This window comes from Caenispirillum salinarum (assembly GCF_044803115.1).
GTDB classification, from domain to species: Bacteria; Pseudomonadota; Alphaproteobacteria; order Rhodospirillales; family Rhodospirillaceae; genus Caenispirillum; species Caenispirillum salinarum_A.
The window spans coordinates 1,285,313-1,301,653 of sequence record NZ_CP085224.1; the positions used below are offsets into that span (position 1 = coordinate 1,285,313).

A 16,341-nucleotide genomic window follows, 5' to 3' on the forward strand; every position below is an offset into this window, starting at 1 on the left:
ATGGTCCTGTCCGACCTGTCCATCAAGAGGCCGGTGCTCGCCACCGTCATGAGCCTTGTCATCGTGCTGGTGGGCATCATCGCCTATGACCGGCTGACGGTGCGCGAGTACCCCAACATCGACGAGCCGGTGGTGAAGGTGGAAACCCGCTATCCCGGCGCCACGGCGGAAATCATCGAGACCCAGGTCACCCAGCCGCTGGAGGAAAGCCTGGCGGGGATCGAGGGCATCGACGTCATGACGTCCACCTCCCGGCCCGAGCAGAGCCAGGTGGAGGTCAAGTTCCGCCTGACCCGCGATCCCGACACGGCCGCCAACGACGTGCGTGACCGCGTCGCCCGCGTGCGCGGGCAGCTTCCCGGAGAGATTGACGAGCCGGTGATTTCAAAGGAAGAGGCCGACGCCCAGCCGATCATCTACCTGGCGTTCTCGTCCGACCGGCACTCACCGCTGGAGGTCACCGATTACGCCGACCGTTACGTCAAGGACCGGCTTCAGAACATCGACGGCGTCGCCAACGTGATGATCTTCGGCGAGCGTCGATATGCCATGCGCCTGTGGCTCGACCGCGCGCGACTGGCGGCCTACGGCCTGACCGTTCAGGACGTGGAAGGCGCCTTGCGCCGGCAGAACGTGGAAATTCCCTCGGGCCGCATCGAGAGCGCAGAGCGCGAGTTCACCGTGCTGGCCGAGACCGACCTGCGCACGCCCGCGCAGTTCGAGGACCTGATCATCAAGCGCGCCGACGGTTACCTGGTGCGCCTGAAGGATGTCGGTCGTGCCGAGGTCGGGGCGGAAAGCGAACGTTCGGCCGTGCGGTTCAACGGCCAGAGCGCGGTCGCCCTGGGCGTGGTGAAACAGGCCACCGCCAACCCGCTCGACGTCAGCGCCGGCGTGCGTGAGGCCCTGCCGATCATCGAGGGCGGCCTGCCCGAGGGGATGAGCGTCGACATCGGCTACGACAGCTCCATCTTCATCGACCGCTCCATCGCCAACGTCTTCACCACCATCGGCGAGGCGGTGGTGCTGGTGATCCTGGTGATCTTCGTGTTCCTGCGCTCCATCCGCGCCACCCTGATCCCGCTGGTCACCATTCCGGTGTCGCTGATCAGCGCCTTCGCGCTGATGTACGCCTTCGGCTTTTCCATCAACACCCTGACGCTTCTGGCCATGGTGCTGGCGATCGGCCTGGTGGTGGACGACGCCATCGTCATGCTGGAGAACATCCACCGCCATGTGGAGGACGGCCTCTCGCCCGTGCAGGCGGCCTTCAAGGGCAGCCGCGAGATCGCCTTCGCCGTCATTGCCATGACCCTGACGCTGGCGGCGGTCTACGCGCCCATCGGCTTTATGGAAGGCCGCACCGGGCGCCTGTTCACGGAATTCGCCCTGACGTTGGCGGGAGCTGTGCTGGTGTCGGGCTTCGTGGCGCTGACGCTGTCGCCCATGATGTGCTCCAAGTTGCTGCGTCACGAAAAGAAGCATTCCGCCATCTACAACGCCATCGAGCGGGTGATGGAGGGCATGACCAACGCCTACCGCGCGGTGCTGCGGGTGACGCTTCGCGCCAATATTCTGGTGATCGGCGTGGCGCTGGGTGTCGCCGGCGGGGCCTATGTGCTGTTCATGCAACTGCCGTCGGAACTGGCGCCGACGGAGGACCGCGGCACCATCATCGGCATCGGTATCGCGCCCGAGGGCGCGACGCTCGACTACTCCGACAAGTACGCCCGGCAGATGGAGCAGGTCTACGCCAGCACGCCGGAGGCCGAGCGCTACTTCGTGGTGACGGGCTTCCCCGTGGTGTCGCAGATCGTCAGTTTCGTCGGCCTGGAGGACTGGGAGCAGCGCGAGCGCAAGCAGCAGGAGATCGTCAAGGAGATGCAGCCCAAGCTGTTCGGCGGCATCCCCGGCATCATGGCGTTTCCCACCAACCCGCCGTCGCTGGGCCAGAGCCCGGTGTCCAAGCCCGTGCAGTTCGTCATCCAGACCACCGCGCCCTATGACGAGCTTCAGACCATGGTCGACGGCGTGGTGGCGAAGGCGCGGGAGTATCCCGGCTTCATCAACCTGGACACGGACCTGAAGCTCAACAAGCCGCAGCTTGCGGTGCAGGTGGACCGCGAGAAGGTGGCCGACGTGGGCGCCGACGTGGCCGAGATCGGCCGGACGCTGGAGTCCATGCTGGGCGGCCGGCAGGTGACGCGGTTCAAGCAGAACGGCAAGCAGTACGACGTGATCGTGCAGGTGGAGGGCGGCGACCGCGCGACGCCGTCGGACCTGTCGGCCATCTACGTGCGCGGGGCGGACGGGGCCATGATCCAGCTGTCGAACCTGCTGACGGTGACCGAGACGGTGGCGCCGAAGGAACTGAACCACTTCAACCAGATGCGCTCGGCCACCATCACCGCCAACCTGGCACCGGGCTTCGCGCTGTCGGACGGACTGGCGACGCTGGAACGGATCGCCGTCGAGGTGCTGCCGCCGGAAGCGCTCATCGACTACTCGGGCCCGTCGCGCGAGTACAAGGAGAGCAGCGCCAGCCTTTACGTCACCTTCCTGCTGGCGCTGGGCTTCATCTATCTGGTTCTGGCCGCGCAGTTCGAGAGCTTCGTCGACCCGTTCGTCATCATGCTGTCGGTGCCGTTGTCGGTGACCGGCGCGTTGTTGGCGCTGTACCTGACGGGCAACACGCTGAACGTCTACAGCCAGATCGGTCTGGTGACGCTTATCGGACTGATCACCAAGCACGGCATCCTGATCGTGGAGTTCGCCAACCAGCTTCAGGAGCAGGGCCAAAGCAAGCGCGACGCGGTAATCGAGGCCAGCGCGCTGCGCCTGCGCCCGATCCTCATGACCACGGGCGCGATGGTCCTGGGCGCGGTGCCGCTGGCCATCGCCGTGGGTGCCGGTGCCGAAAGCCGGGCCGCCATCGGTTGGGTGATCGTCGGCGGCATGACGGTGGGCACGCTGCTGACCCTGTTCGTGGTGCCGACGGCCTACCTGCTGCTGGCCCGCGGCCGCGGCAAGGCCATGCCCGAGCCCGACGCCAAACTGATGGGCAGCGCACCGGCGGAGTAGGGCCAGTCGGGCTGATGCGGGACGGGGCGGTGTCCGGGTGCGGGCGCCACCCCTTTCTTGCGACGGCAGGACGTCGGACCCATGATCGGTGCAGGCAACCGGCCGGAGCCGGACCATCATGGGCTACACGCTGACCTCAGAGGAAACCATCCGCAAGGCGCGCGAGTTGGCATCGCACAGCGGCCGAACCATCGACGACGTCATCGACGAGGCGCTGACGGAGAAGCTGTCGCGGAGTTCCGACGATGAGAAGCAGGCACGCAAACGGGCTTTGGCGGCGTTCTTTCGGGAACTTGAAACACGGACACCCGTCGATATCGGTGATTACGACGCGGACCTCTACGACGAGAATGGCATCTGGAAATCATTGTCGTCGACACGTCGGCTTTTGTAACGATCATCCTGCGTGAAGCAGACCGTCGCGTTTACGAGCAGGCCCTGTACGACGCGCCGGCCGTCGCAGTATCCGCCTTGAGCGTCTTTGAGGCGCGGATCGTCCTGGGAGCGCGGAACAGTGCCCGCCTGCACGACTTCGAACCCCTTCTGGCATTGTTTTAAAGCCCGAGATCATCCCGTTCGACGCCACCGCCGCCCAGGAGGCGCACGAGGCCTACTGCCGCTGGGGCAAGGGATCGGGCACGGGCGCGAAGCTCAACATGGGCGATTGCGCCGCCTATGCGCTTGCCGCCGCGCTCAACGTGCCGCTGCATTACAAGGGCGACGACTTCGCCAGGACCGACGTGCGGTCGGCCCTGGCATAACCCGGAGATCCCGGGTCAGGTGCCGGCCAGGGTGTAGCCCATGCGGAAGCCGCCCCAGTGGCGGCCGTTGACGAAGATCGGCGCGCTGACGTCCTTCATCATCACCATCTTGCCGCCCATGTCGCGCTTGTAGCTGTTGAGCAGGAAGGGCCGCGTGTTGCGGCCCGCCGCCAGGCCCACCGGGTCGTCGAAAATGCGCCGGTTGCGGCAGTTGGCGGTGTTCCACAGCGGGTCGTCGCCCTGGGGCTGGCTGTACTTCTTGTTGTGGGTCGGCAGGTAGCCGTTGCGGTCCACTGCCGCGCAGAACAGGATGTTGGAATCGCTGGCCAACAGCGGCTCCTGCAACTCCGGCAGCATGCGGTCGGTCAGGTCCAGGAAGCGCGTGGTGTGCTGGCGCGGGTCGGTGCCGGGGACGGGCTTGTAGTTCTCGTCGAACAGCGCGTCCTCGGTGATCCGGCCCGAGGCGACGGCGTCCTCGAACAGCCGGCCGATGGTCTCGGCCATGTCCTGCACGCTGCGGACATAGGGGCTGTCGGCCATCTCGAAACCTTCGGAGACGGCGCGGGTGATCAGGTCCTGCGTCTGGCTCATCAGGCCGTTGACCGCGTCGGTGGCGTGGTGCAGGTGGCCGCTTTCGTCCTCCACGTCGCCGGTCAGGGCGTTGACGTTGTCGACCACGATGCCGCAGCGGTCGAGGTTCCCCGCCGCCGCGCCGCTGATGGACTGAATCTGGCCGCCCACGTCCTCCATGCCGTGCGACAGCGTGGAGACCACATGCGACAGGGTTTCGGTGGACTGCTCCACGGTGCCCGCGCGTTCGCGGCTGTCGCTGGTTTCCGTGTGAAGCTGGCCGATGAGGGTTTCAAGCTCCGCCACGGTTTCCTCGATGTGGGACGTGGCGTTGCTGGTCTGCTGGGCCAGCGCCTTCACCTCGCCGGCCACCACGCCGAAACCCTTGCCCGCCTCGCCGGCGCGCGCGGCCTCGATGGTGGCGTTGAGCGCCAGCAGGCGGGTCTGCTTGGCGATGGCCTCGATTTCCTGGCTGACGTTGGAGACCTGACGCAGCGCCTCCGACAGGCCGGCGAGCTGCTGCTCGATGCGGCCGACGCCTTCGACCAGCCCGTGAATGTCGCCGGTGGCGCGTTCCAGGGCGTCGCGGCTGTCGCGGGCCTCAGCCAGCACCCGGTCGGCGACCTCCTGCGCGGAGCCGGCGGCGTCGTTGATGGACTGGTTGGATTCCGCCATTTCCTCGGCAGCGCGACGCAGGCCGTCGAACTGGTCGACGCTGCGGCCCAGGCGCTCGTTCACTGCGCCGATGTCCAGCGCGACCGTTGCCAGGCTTTCCCAAAGACTGCCGATGCCTTTGACGATACCCGCCGCGGCCCCATCCGCGCGGGTGTCGGCCAATTCCGCGCCGCCGGCGCCCGGGTGGCGACCTGCGTCGTCCATGTTGCGTCCTCCCTGAACCCTTGCCTAATCTTTCGGATGGTCCTGTTGACCGGACCTTTGGCATAAGTGTGACGCCAGTCGCCTTCCGGCGCAAGAAGGCTACGCTAGTGACAAAGTATCATATCCGAAAGTGTCGCGAAGACGACGGCCGCCTAAAGCAGCGCGTCCGTGCCGCCGTTGACCAGCAGGCTCAGCAGCAGGTCCAGGAGGATGATGCCCACCGCCGTGCCCGCGCTCACCCCCAGGCCGTGGCGGGCGATGAACCAGCCGTACATGATGAAGGCGCTGGTGGTCAGCAGGAACAGCAGCGCCACCAGCCCCTGGGGCAGAAGCCCCACCGCCTGCACGATGGACAGCGGCAGCAGAACCGCCGCCACCACCAACTGGAACCAGTTGTACGGCACCATGTAGTGGTAGAAGCGGTCGAAGCAGCCCAGCATGCGGCTGACGGTAATCATCACCGTCGGCATCACCAGCCAGCCCAGCGCGAAGCCCACCGTCTCCAGCCCCAGGAAGCGCAGCCAGTGCGCGTCCTGCTCCGTCCCCGCGAAATACAGCATGGACTGGATAAGGTAGAACGGCAGGGTCAGGAAGGCGACGATGAAGGAGTTCCAGAATCCGTCCACCGACAGGTTGAAGGACTCGATCCCGCGGGCGTCCAGGCGTAGCAGGCGGTTGAGCCCCCACAGGCTGGAGGCGGTTTCCGAGACGCTGGGGACGGCCATGATGTCCGCCGCTCAGCCGCGCGAGGCGGCGAAATAGCCGCTGACGATCCGCCGGTAGACTTCCGTCAGGGCCTCCAGGTCGGCGACGGCGACGTTTTCGTCGGACTTGTGCATGGACCGTCCGACCATGCCGAACTCCACCACCGGGCACAGATCCTTGATGAAGCGCGCATCCGATGTGCCGCCGGACGTCGAAAGCTCCGGCCGGGTCCCCAAGACCGCTTCGCAGGCGCCCGAGACCAGGTCCGACAGCAGGCCCGGCGGCGTCAGGAATGATTCGCCGGAGATGCGGATGTCCAGGTCGTGGTCGCCGCCCTCGTCGATCACCTCCAGCTTTTCGCGCGCCCAGGCGGTCAGCCGTTCGCCGGTGTGCAGGTCGTTGAACCGGATGTTGAAGCGCGCCGTCGCCTTGCCGGGGATGACGTTCGTCGCCGGATTGCCGACATCGATGGTGGTGACCTCCAGGTTGGACGGCTGGAAGTGGGCCGTCCCGGCGTCCAGCGGCTTCTCGATCAGCGCCGACATCATGCGCATGAGGCGCGGGAGGGGGTTGTCCGCCAGATGCGGGTAGGCTACGTGGCCCTGGCTGCCGTGCACCGTCACCACGCCGTTGAGGCTGCCGCGCCGGCCGATCTTCATCATCTCGCCCAGGCGGCCGGGATTCGTAGGCTCGCCCACCAGGCAGTGGTCAATGGTTTCGCCGGTTTGCCGCAGCCAGTCGAGCATCTTGCGGGTGCCGTTGACGGCGGGTCCTTCCTCGTCGCCGGTGATGAGCAGCGACAGGCTGCCGCCCGGCGCGCCGTCGGCCCAGTCGGCGCGGGCGCGGGCGACGGCGGCGACGAAGGCGGCGATGGCGCCCTTCATGTCAGAGGCGCCGCGGCCGTAGAGGATGCCGTCCTTCACCTCGGCGGCGAAGGGGTCCAGCGTCCAGCCCTGGCCGACCGGCACCACGTCGGTGTGGCCGGCAAAGCAGAAGTTGGGCGCCGCCGTGCCCAGGCGGGCATACAGATTGTCCACCCGCTCGTCCCCCTCGCCGAAGGGCAGGCGGGTGCAGGAAAAGCCCAGGGCCTCCAGCGCCGCCTGCAGCACGTCCAGCGCGCCCTCGTCGGCGGGCGTTATGCTCGGCCGGCGGATCAGCGCTTGCGCCAGGGGCAGCGGATCGGTCAGTGCGGCGGCCTCGAAAACGGGCAGGGCGGAGGAGTCTGCGGTCAAGGTGTGCGGCCTTCGCTCAGTCATAAGGGCGATACTGGAACACAGCATCCAACGCCGCAACCGCGGCGCGCGGCCCCTGCCGCGCAAGCCGCGTCCGGCGCCCGAGGGCGGGCGGGCCGCAGGCCCGCCCCATAACGGATCAGTCGCGCAGCAGCTCGTTGATGCTCACCTTGGAACGGGTACGCTCGTCAACCCGCTTAACGATCACCGCGCAATACAGGCCGGGGCCGGCCGATCCGTCGGGCAGCGGCTTGCCCGGCATGGTGCCCGGCACGACGACGCTGTAAGACGGCACGCGGCCCATGTGGACCTCGCCGGTCTCGCGGTCGACGATCTTGGTGGAGGCGCCGATGTAGACGCCCATGGAGAGCACCGCGCCTTCCTCGACCACGACGCCCTCGGCCACCTCGGCGCGGGCGCCGATGAAGCAGTTGTCCTCGATGATGACGGGGCCGGCCTGCAGGGGCTCCAGCACGCCGCCGATACCCGCGCCGCCCGAGATGTGCACGTTCTTGCCGATCTGGGCGCAGGAGCCGACGGTGGCCCAGGTGTCGATCATGCAGCCGGTGTCGACGTAGGCGCCCAGGTTGACGAACGAGGGCATCAGCACCACACCCGGCGCGATGTAGGCTGAGCGCCGCACGACGCAGTTGGGCACGGCGCGGAAGCCGGCCTCGCGGAACTCGGCCTCGCCCCAGCCGTCGAACTTGCTGGGCACCTTGTCCCACCAGTTGGCCGCGCCCGGACCGCCGTTGATGACGGTCATGTCGTTCAGGCGGAAGGACAGCAGCACGGCCTTCTTCAGCCACTGGTTGACGACCCAGCCCTCGGCCGTCTTCTCGGCGACGCGGGCCTCGCCCGAATCCAGCAGGTTCAGCGCGGCGTCGACGGCCTCGCGCACCTCGCCGCCGGTTTTGGCATTGATGCCCTCGCGCTCTTCGAAGGCGGTGTCGATGGTGGTCTTCAGGCTGTCGAGGCTCATGAGTCGGCCAAGCTCCGATGCTGGGGAAGTCTTGAAAGGGTGCATGAACATACCCCGCCCAGGGGGCAAGTCAACAGCGCGGTCGGGAGCCGGATGCAGGGATCGGCGCGGCGCAAAAGGCCGCGCGCGCCGTGTTGGCATAAGGCGAACAAAGGGATAAGCTCTGTTCCGTTGGGTTGAGGGGTTCAGGGGATACCGGTGAACACAGGGACAAGGGCGGAGCCGCGCACCGCGGCCGATACGCTGGTGGACGCCGGCCTGCTGTCGCTGTGCCGCAGCGCGCTCGATTCCTATCCCGGCGGCCTGCTCATCATCGATGCATCCGACCGGCCCATCATGGTCGGGCCGCGGTCCGACAGCCTGACGGCCGCGCTCGATCGGGCGGCGGCAGAGGAGGCACGGCATGCCTCCGGCGCCTCGGGGATGGCTCCAGCGCCGGCCGACGGTTTGCCGGTCGCCATGCCGGGACCGGTGCGGGCTCTGGCGGAACGGGCCCGCGGCGACGGTGCGGCGGTGGAGGAAATCGTCTCCCTGCCCGGCGAGACAGGGCCGACGTGGTTCCGCCTGTCGCTGCTGCCGCTGGAATGCCTGGAGCCGGACTGCGAGCCCGGACGCCTGCTGGTGCTCGCCCGCGACGTGACCCTGGAACGCACCCTGCGGGCCGCCCTGGTCGACAGCCGCCAGCGCTACAAGGATTTCGTGGAGATCTCCACCGACTTCGCGTGGGAGACGGGGCGCGACGGGGCCTTCGTTTTCGTCAGCCCGCGCGGCGCCCTGGGCTATCCGGCGCAGCGCCTGGTGGCGACGGACCCGGCGAGCCTGGTGGCGGAGTATTTCGGCCCCGGCTCGATCCCGTTCCACGCGCGCGAGCCGGTTGAGGACGTGGACGTCTGGCTGCGCGCGGCGACCGGGGCCCTGGCCTGTGTCCGCATGTCGGCGACGCCGCTCTACAACGCGCACGGCGAGTGGTCGGGCGCCCGCGGCGTCGGCCGTGACGTCACGCGCGAGCGCGACCGCGACGCCGCGCTGGCGCGCGCCCGCAACCGGGAACGCATCCTGGCCTACATCACCCGCGCCATCCGGGACGAGGTCAACCCGACGGACATGCTGGCGACCGCGGCGGAGACCCTGGGCCGGGGGCTGGGGGCCACCGTCTGCCAGGTTTTCCGTGTGCCCGAGACGGACGATGCCGAACGGCCGACGGCGGGGCCGGGCGAAGGCGCGACCGCCGCGACCGCCGACAATGGCGAAGGGCCGCCGCTCACCTTCGTGCCCGGCGCGCGGTGGGGCGACCTGGGATACATGGCCGCCGGGCCGGTGCTCGACCGCCTGCGCCAGCGGCGCGGCCGGCTGGAGGTGGAGATCGGCGACTGGTCCATCATGGCGGCGCCCACCGTCTACCGCCACGCGCTCAACGGGGCCGTGGTGCTGTGGCGCGAGGCGGGGCGCGGCCCGTGGAGCGAGGACGACCGCCTGCTCATCGGCGAGATCGCCAGCCAGCTGGGCATCGCGCTGGAGCAGATCGCCAACCACGAAAGCATCCTGCGCATGTCCCGGACCGACCCGCTGACGGGCCTGTTCAACCGCCGCGCCTTCTTCGGCGAACTGGAACGCCGCCACCGCCGGCTGGAGCGCGACCGCAGCCCGGCATCGCTCATCTACCTGGACCTGGACAACTTCAAGGTCATCAACGATCGCAGCGGCCACCAGGCCGGCGACGACCTGCTGCTGCGCCTGCGCGACGTCCTGGTGGGCAACACCCGGCCCACCGATCTTGTGGCGCGGCTGGGCGGGGACGAGTTCGCCGTATGGCTGGAAGGCGCAGACACCAGTGTCGCCCAGGCGAAGGCCGAGATACTGGTGACGGCCGCCCGGGCGCTGGACGAGGCGGCGATCGGCGGCGACAAGCCGCTCAGCCTGTCGCTGGGCCTGGCGGTGCACGAGGCCGGCTCGGGCGAGACCCTGGCCGAGATGCTCGCGCGCGCCGATGCCGCCATGTACGCCGCCAAGCACACCGGCAAGAACGCCTGGCGCCTGGCACCGCCGCCCGGCGGCAGAGGCGGCCCCGCACCGGATTCCCGCGGCATGGAGGTGAAGGCATGAACTCGCTCGTCCGCCGCCTCCTGGACCAGTCGGCCGATGCCGCCGACGTCCACATCAGCTACGACGAGGCGCGCGTGCTGGCACGGCACGACGATCCCGCCGTGCGCCGCAGCCTGGCCGGCCATCCGGACACGGTGCCGGAGATCCTCTACTATCTGGCCGAGGACCCGGACCCGCGCGTGCGCCGCGCGGTCATCGCCAACGGCCAGACGCCGCCTTTGGCACACCTTCTTCTTGCGCACGACAGCGATGCCGACGTGCGCGGCGACCTTGCGGCCAAGATCGCGCGCCTGGCGCCCGGCCTGACCGAACACGAGCAGGACCGCGTCCGCCAGAGCACCATGGAGGCGCTGCAGGCCCTGACGGCCGACCAGATCCCGCGCGTGCGCCAGGTGCTGTCCGAAGCCCTGAAGGATGTCGCCAACGCCCCGCCCAGCGTCATCCGGCAGCTCGCGCGCGACGTGGAGGTCGCGGTGGCTGCCCCGGTGCTGGAGTATTCGCCCGTCCTGACCGACGAGGACCTGCTGGAAATCATCGCCGCCAGCCCGGTCAGCGCCAAGCTGACGGCCATATCGCGCCGCCGCCGGGTGACCGAGGCCGTGTCCGACGCCATCGCCGAGACCGAGGACGACGCCGCCATCGCCGCGCTTCTGGGCAATACCAGCGCGCAGATCCGCGAGGAGACGCTTGACCGGCTGATCGAGCAGGCGCCCGAGCACCCCGGCTGGCAGGAGCCCCTGGTGCGGCGTCCGTCCCTGAGCACGGGGGCGGCGGTGCGGCTGGCCCGCTTCGTCGCCGACAACCTGATCCTGGTGCTGCAGAGCCGCGCCGACCTGCCGCCCGAGACGGCGCGGGAGGTCGCGCGGGTCGTCCACCGCCGCCTGGGCGAGCCGCGCCGCCAGGACGGTGGGGTGGCGGACCGTCCCGACGGCCAGCCGGCCGCGCCGGTGACATGGCGGCGGCCGTCGCCGCAGTCCACCGACCGCGCCCGGTCCATGGCCGAGCGGGACCAGCTGACGGAAAAGGTGGTGGCCGACGCCATCGTCGCCGCCGACGAGGATTTCGTCACCGCCGCCCTGGCGGTCCTGGCCGACCTGCCGGCGCCGGTGATCAGCGCCATTCTGCGTTCGGGCAGCCCGCAGGGCATGGTGGCGGTGGCCTGGAAGGCCGGCCTGACGCCCTCGACGGCGGTGCAGCTTCAGGCCCAGGTCGGGCGGGTGGCGCCGCCGGACCTTCTGCGGCCGGGTCTCAACGGCAAGTACGCCCTGAAGAAGGGCGAAATGACGTGGCAGATCGACCTGTTTCGCCGTGCCGTTGCCGATGCGGCTGCCGCCGGTGCCGGAGAAGGCTGACACCGCCGGCCGTACCGCGTGGCGCAACCGCTTTCGCGCATCAGGGGTTTATCCTGCGGGGACCACGACCGGGAGACGCCGCATGCTTCGCCGCGCCAGCCTCCGCCGATCCGCATTGACCGCCGCCCTTGCCGCCGGCCTCGGCCTGCCGCTGGGGCTGGCGGGCTGCGCCGAGGACCCGCGCCTGCTCAACGCCAACACCGGGGGCATCGCCATCTCGCTCGGCGACCCCCAAAACGCCCTGTCCCAGGCGACGGAGGTCGCCAACCAGCACTGCGTCAACGTGCGGCGCATCGCCGTGCTGCGCGACGTGCAGGAGGTGGGGGACGAGCAGGTGGCGTTCTTCGACTGCGTGGCCGTCGAACCGGCCGCCCGGTGATGCATCTTCGCACGCGCAGGCGGGCGGTTTTCATCCTGCAACGCAGGATGCAATACATCTGAAACCAAATGAGGTAATCCGTTCGAGGGTTTCCGCAGCGGCAGCGGCGGTTGCGGGCCTGGGAGAGTGCCAACCGAGACTGGCACGCCGATTGCTGGCCTTGGCGAAGACATGACCGGCAATGCCCGGCACGGCGTCCCTCTGCCCCGAGGTCGCCGTGTCTCCCTCCTCTCGACGCGGAGCCGGTCATGCCGCGTTCGTGGCCGCTTTTCCTCTCCCCTGGCCGCGGGCGTGAAAGGGCCGCCGGACCCGCACCCGGCGGCCCTTCTTCTTTTCGAGATGGGGCCCGCGCTCGCCAACAAAATGGGACCAAAGTTCCGATTTTGCGTCTGACCTATGGGTTATGCGAGGTCCGGCCCGAATTCTGTATGCTCCCGACATCTTCGAACAGTCGCGCCGGCGCGGGGACGGCGGGACGCATAACAAGAGGGAGGGGCAGATGTCGCAGTACGAGACAGACCGCCAGCGCCACCTGATGCGCGTGGACGAGGCGACGCGCGAGAACCTGGTGGCGACGCGCCCACTGGTGGAGCCGCGCCTCGACGCCGTGCTGGACGCCTTCTACGCCTTCGTCCGGTCCGACCCCGACATGACGCAGCTGTTCTCGTCGGACGAGGCCATGGAGCGCGCGCGGCAGGCCCAGAAGCGCCATTGGCTCGACACCCTGTTTGCCGGCAAGTGGGACGCGGGCTATGTCGATACGGTCAAGCGCATCGGCCGCGCCCACGTCGAGCACGGCGTGACGCCGGACTACTATCTGGCCGGCTATGCCTTCTTCATGGACGCGCTGATCGACATCGTGCTGCGGGCCAAGCGCAAGCGCCCGCAGGAGGCCGCCGCCATGCTCAAGGCGGTCAACCGGTCGGTCTTCATGGACCTGACGACGGTGCTGCACAGCTATTTCGACCTGGAGCGCGAAAAGCGTCGGGACGCGGCGGCGGAGAACGCCCAGGACTTCGAGACGGGCGTGGCGGTCATCGCCGACCGTCTGGCCGAGTCCGTCCAGCGCATGCAGGCTTCGGCCGACAGCCTGCACGAGACGGCGACGCATACGTCGGAGAACGCGCAGAGCGTGTCCGACGGGGCCGAGACCGCATCGGCCAACGCCGACACTGTGGCCGCGGCGGCCGAGGAACTGTCGGCCTCCATCGACGAGATCAACCGCCAGATGGCCCAGAGCACCGCCACCAGCCGCGAGGCGGTGGAAGAGGCCGAGCGCACCTCGGGCGTTGTGGCCGACCTGTCCAACATGGCCGACAAGATCGGCGAGGTGGTGCGCCTGATCAACGACATCGCCAGCCAGACAAACCTTCTCGCGCTCAACGCCACCATCGAGGCCGCCCGCGCCGGCGAGGCGGGAAAGGGCTTCGCGGTGGTGGCCGGCGAGGTCAAGGCGCTGGCCCAGCAGACCGCGCGCGCGACCGAGGACATCGACCGCCAGGTGGCCAGCTTGCGCGAGGTGACGGGCGGCGTGGTCAAGGCCATCGGCGGCATTCGCGAGACCATCGGCAAGATCGACCACATTTCCTCGTCCATCGCCGCGGCGGTGGAGGAGCAGGGCGCGGCCACCCGCGACATCGCGCGGAACGTGCAGGAGGCGGCGGCCGGCATCGACAGCATGCGCGGGGGCATCACGGCGCTGTCCGGCGACGCCGACAGCACGGCCGAGGTGGCGTCGTCCCTGCGCGGCGACAGCGAATCCATGGCCGGCGAAACGGAAAACCTGCGCGCCGCCATGGGCGTCTTCCTCGACCGGGTGCGCGCCTCGGCGTGATCGCTGCCTTCGCACGGAAACGGCGCCGCCCTCCAATGGGGCCGGCGCCGTTCCTGTTTCCGGGCGGGAAGACGTTACGCCGGGTCCTCGTGGTGGCCGGTGGCGCTGCCTTCGGACACCTTGGAGAGCTGGCCTTCCTCCATGTGGACCCGATGGTCGGCGACGTCGAAATACTTGTCGTCGTGGGTGACGGCGATGATGGTCTTGCCCTGGTCGCGCAGGCGGGGAAGGATCTCGCGGTAGAACTTCCAGCGGAAGTACGGGTCCTGGTCGGCCGCCCATTCATCGAAGACGCAGATGGGGCGCTTTTCCAGCATGGCGGCGATCAGCGCCAGGCGCTTGCGCTGGCCGCCCGACAGCGAGACGGTCGAGAAGCGCCGGTCCACCAGCCGCACCTTGTGGTCCATCTCCAGCAGGTGCAGAAGCTCCATGGCCTCGTCCCAATCCACCGTTTCCACGCCGTAGAGTTCGCGGAACAGGTGGTTGTCTGAGAAGATGACGCAGAAGCGGTCGCGGTAGGACTGGGCGTTCTCCGGCGTCACGCGGCGCTCGTCCAGCATCACCGCGCCGCCGTCGGGGTGGTAGAGGGCGGTCATCAGCTTGAGCAGCGTCGACTTGCCCGAGCCGTTGCCGCCGGTGATGAACAGCACCTCGCACTTGCGGATTTCCAGGTTGACGGGGCCGACGTGGAAGGCGTGCTCGCCGGGCGCGTCGCCGCGGCCCGAGGCGTGGCTGAAGGTCACGTCGCGCAGGCGCACCATGTCGAAGTCGTCGGAGAACGGGTCGTAGCTGCCGGTTTCGGGCTGCTCCAACTCGCGCAGTTCGGCCTCCACCTTCAGCATGGCGTTGGCCGAGGCATTGGCGCGCGTCAGCAGCGGCACGCCCGAAACCACGTTGGAGATGGGGCCCATGAGGAACAGCGCGGCGGTGGTGATCATGCCCACCTTGTCGATGCCGATGTCGGCCATTTTGGGCACGACGAAAACCATGACGCCGATCATGATGAAGAACGCCACCTGCGATGCCACCAGGTTGCCCGCGAACAGGCCGGCCGTTTCCACCTTGCGGTCGGTCAGGCGACTGGACAGGCGCGAGAGCATGTCGCCCAGTTCGGCCGAGCGGGTGCTGTTCATCTTCACTTCCTTGAAGCCGTCCAGCATGTCGCGGAAGCCGTCCACCAACTCGCCCTCCAGCCGGTCGGTCTCTGCGAACTGGCGCGCAACCTCCTTGCTGCGTGCGAGGTGGATGAGCGCCCCGGCAACGACGGTGCCGAGCAGCAGGAAGAAGGCCGTCATGCTCAGCCAGGCGATGTAGATCACCACGAACACCGTCATGATCAGCGCCTGCCCGGAAACCATGAGCAAAGGCACCGTTTCCGCCAGTGCCTTGGCCTCGCGGCTGACGGTGGCGTAGATCTCGGCCGACGACAGGCGCTCCATGTCCTGAAGCTCTGCCCGCCGGATGCGTTCTACGATGCGTTCGCGCAGCTTGTGGACGGTGACCTCCGAGGCCCGCGTCGCCGTGGTCAGCAGCCATTTCTGCGACACCACGTACAGTGCGATCGCGGCCACGAACATGATCAGGGAGCGCATCATCTCTCCCTTTTCATCCAGCGAGGCGGCGGCGTGATTGATGACCGCCAGCACGGCCGCGTTGGACGAACCCGACAGGGCGCCCATCATCATGAACTTCCAGCGCTGCCGCGAAAGTTCCGCGTGGAACAGTTGAAGTACCTGCATGTCCCCCTCTACGCGCGTTCAAGCGGCCGGTCACGGTCTTCGGCCATCGTCGCCGTGGCCCCCGCTCCGGCCAGCGCCACGGCCGCCGCCGCCCATGCGCAGGGCAGGTCGATCAGCGTCCAGTCGGTCCCCTGGTGGCGGAGGATAGCAGGCTCCGCCCGTGGACTACAGCCCGCGGTGATGCCGCGCGGGTCCGTCAGAAGCCCGGTGCCGGCACCCTTGAGCAGCGCTTCCTTGCGCGTCCACAGGCGGAGGAAGGCCGCGCGCCGCTCTGCGGCGGGCGTTTCCGCCAATACGTCCGCTTCCTCCGGTGTCGCCACCTGCCGGGCGAGCGGCAGCAGGTCGTCGTCCAGGCGAGCGGCGTCCTCCACGTCGATGCCCACGTCCGCGCCCCGCCGCACCGCCACGCCGACGCCGGCCGCACAGTGCGAGAGGCTGAAGCGCCAGATGTCGGCCGCGCCACCGTCGGCGGTCAGCAGGAAGGGCCGCCCCTGGCTCTCGGCCGCGAAGCGCAACGAGGCTGCCGGCCGCCCCGTCGCGTCCGCCAGAACGCGGCGGAGAAGCGCATGGGCCAGGGCATAGAGGTTGCGGTCCTCGGCGCGGTGGAAGGCGGCCATCCGCGCCCGCTCGTCGTCATCCAGCAGGGCGATGTCCGCCGCCGCCGCGACGGCGGCCGGAACCAGCCGGACACGAGCGGGAGCGGGCGTTGCGGTGGTCATGGCCG

General features: G+C 68.8%; 13 protein-coding genes and 1 pseudogene. 8 read left to right on the forward strand and 6 right to left on the reverse strand.

All coding sequences use genetic code 11. The annotated features are described in order from the left end of the window. The 3 genes from LG334_RS05805 to LG334_RS05815 all read left to right on the forward strand — a co-directional run bounded on the left by LG334_RS05805 (nt 1) and on the right by LG334_RS05815 (nt 3,639). Nucleotides 1-3,081, forward strand: coding sequence for an efflux RND transporter permease subunit (locus tag LG334_RS05805; RefSeq protein ID WP_404384190.1), 3,081 nt, complete (start codon nt 1-3; stop codon nt 3,079-3,081). Between the two features lie 118 nt (nt 3,082-3,199). Continuing rightward, a complete protein-coding gene (locus tag LG334_RS05810; RefSeq protein ID WP_404384192.1) occupies nt 3,200-3,475 on the forward strand; it encodes a type II toxin-antitoxin system VapB family antitoxin in 276 nt (91 codons plus the stop codon). A gap of 8 nt (nt 3,476-3,483) precedes the next feature. Continuing rightward, entirely contained in the window at nt 3,484-3,639 is a 156-nt protein-coding gene (locus LG334_RS05815; RefSeq protein ID WP_404386307.1) for a hypothetical protein, read from the forward strand. 218 nt (nt 3,640-3,857) lie between these two features. On the opposite strand, the gene LG334_RS05820 is transcribed toward LG334_RS05815, so the two are convergent. The 4 genes from LG334_RS05820 to dapD all read right to left on the reverse strand — a co-directional run bounded on the left by LG334_RS05820 (nt 3,858) and on the right by dapD (nt 8,210). Further along, nucleotides 3,858-5,291 carry a methyl-accepting chemotaxis protein gene (locus LG334_RS05820; RefSeq protein ID WP_404384194.1) on the reverse strand — a complete coding sequence of 478 codons (1,434 nt, stop codon included), beginning with the start codon at nt 5,289-5,291 and terminating at the stop codon, nt 3,858-3,860. A 152-nt stretch (nt 5,292-5,443) separates the two neighbouring features. Further along, a complete protein-coding gene (locus tag LG334_RS05825; RefSeq protein ID WP_404384196.1) occupies nt 5,444-6,016 on the reverse strand; it encodes a hypothetical protein in 573 nt (190 codons plus the stop codon). Between the two features lie 12 nt (nt 6,017-6,028). Beyond that, nucleotides 6,029-7,228, reverse strand: coding sequence for a succinyl-diaminopimelate desuccinylase (gene dapE, locus LG334_RS05830; protein ID WP_404384198.1), 1,200 nt, complete (start codon nt 7,226-7,228; stop codon nt 6,029-6,031). 139 nt (nt 7,229-7,367) lie between these two features. Continuing rightward, nucleotides 7,368-8,210, reverse strand: a complete 843-nt coding sequence (gene dapD / locus LG334_RS05835) for a 2,3,4,5-tetrahydropyridine-2,6-dicarboxylate N-succinyltransferase (protein WP_404384200.1) — start codon at nt 8,208-8,210, stop codon at nt 7,368-7,370. A gap of 198 nt (nt 8,211-8,408) precedes the next feature. On the opposite strand from dapD, the gene LG334_RS05840 reads away from it, so the two are divergent. The 5 genes and pseudogenes from LG334_RS05840 to LG334_RS05860 all read left to right on the forward strand — a co-directional run bounded on the left by LG334_RS05840 (nt 8,409) and on the right by LG334_RS05860 (nt 13,878). Next, entirely contained in the window at nt 8,409-10,313 is a 1,905-nt protein-coding gene (locus LG334_RS05840) for a diguanylate cyclase domain-containing protein (RefSeq protein ID WP_404384202.1), read from the forward strand. After that, a complete protein-coding gene (locus tag LG334_RS05845; RefSeq protein ID WP_404384204.1) occupies nt 10,310-11,665 on the forward strand; it encodes a DUF2336 domain-containing protein in 1,356 nt (451 codons plus the stop codon). The genes LG334_RS05840 and LG334_RS05845 overlap by 4 nt, the downstream gene beginning before the upstream one ends. An 82-nt stretch (nt 11,666-11,747) precedes the next feature. Then, entirely contained in the window at nt 11,748-12,044 is a 297-nt protein-coding gene (locus LG334_RS05850) for a hypothetical protein (protein WP_404384206.1), read from the forward strand. 535 nt (nt 12,045-12,579) lie between these two features. Then, a pseudogene (locus LG334_RS05855) lies at nt 12,580-12,951 on the forward strand (protoglobin domain-containing protein); the annotation flags it as partial. Nucleotides 12,952-13,272: 321 nt separating this feature from the next. Further along, complete coding sequence (locus LG334_RS05860; protein WP_404386309.1) at nt 13,273-13,878, forward strand: methyl-accepting chemotaxis protein; 606 nt, start codon at nt 13,273-13,275, stop codon at nt 13,876-13,878. A 74-nt stretch (nt 13,879-13,952) separates the two neighbouring features. Here the strand turns inward: LG334_RS05860 and LG334_RS05865 are convergent, their stop codons facing one another. Then, nucleotides 13,953-15,617, reverse strand: a complete 1,665-nt coding sequence (locus tag LG334_RS05865; protein WP_404384208.1) for a cyclic peptide export ABC transporter — start codon at nt 15,615-15,617, stop codon at nt 13,953-13,955. Nucleotides 15,618-15,625: 8 nt separating this feature from the next. Beyond that, nucleotides 15,626-16,336 carry a 4'-phosphopantetheinyl transferase family protein gene (locus LG334_RS05870; RefSeq protein WP_404384210.1) on the reverse strand — a complete coding sequence of 237 codons (711 nt, stop codon included), beginning with the start codon at nt 16,334-16,336 and terminating at the stop codon, nt 15,626-15,628. Between the last annotated feature and the right edge of the window lie 5 nt (nt 16,337-16,341).

What these genes read in the sequence shown, in the direction of transcription:
- LG334_RS05845 (WP_404384204.1), top strand. Translation starts at nt 10,310, where the DNA reads ATGAACTCGCTCGTCCGCCGCCTCCTGGACCAGTCGGCCGATGCCGCC.
- LG334_RS05810 (WP_404384192.1), top strand. Translation starts at nt 3,200, where the DNA reads ATGGGCTACACGCTGACCTCAGAGGAAACCATCCGCAAGGCGCGCGAG.
- LG334_RS05870 (WP_404384210.1), bottom strand. Translation starts at nt 16,336, where the DNA reads ATGACCACCGCAACGCCCGCTCCCGCTCGTGTCCGGCTGGTTCCGGCC.
- LG334_RS05865 (WP_404384208.1), bottom strand. Translation starts at nt 15,617, where the DNA reads ATGCAGGTACTTCAACTGTTCCACGCGGAACTTTCGCGGCAGCGCTGG.
- dapD (WP_404384200.1), bottom strand. Translation starts at nt 8,210, where the DNA reads ATGAGCCTCGACAGCCTGAAGACCACCATCGACACCGCCTTCGAAGAG.
- LG334_RS05850 (WP_404384206.1), top strand. Translation starts at nt 11,748, where the DNA reads ATGCTTCGCCGCGCCAGCCTCCGCCGATCCGCATTGACCGCCGCCCTT.
- LG334_RS05820 (WP_404384194.1), bottom strand. Translation starts at nt 5,291, where the DNA reads ATGGACGACGCAGGTCGCCACCCGGGCGCCGGCGGCGCGGAATTGGCC.
- LG334_RS05805 (WP_404384190.1), top strand. Translation starts at nt 1, where the DNA reads ATGGTCCTGTCCGACCTGTCCATCAAGAGGCCGGTGCTCGCCACCGTC.
- LG334_RS05825 (WP_404384196.1), bottom strand. Translation starts at nt 6,016, where the DNA reads ATGGCCGTCCCCAGCGTCTCGGAAACCGCCTCCAGCCTGTGGGGGCTC.
- LG334_RS05860 (WP_404386309.1), top strand. Translation starts at nt 13,273, where the DNA reads ATGGCCCAGAGCACCGCCACCAGCCGCGAGGCGGTGGAAGAGGCCGAG.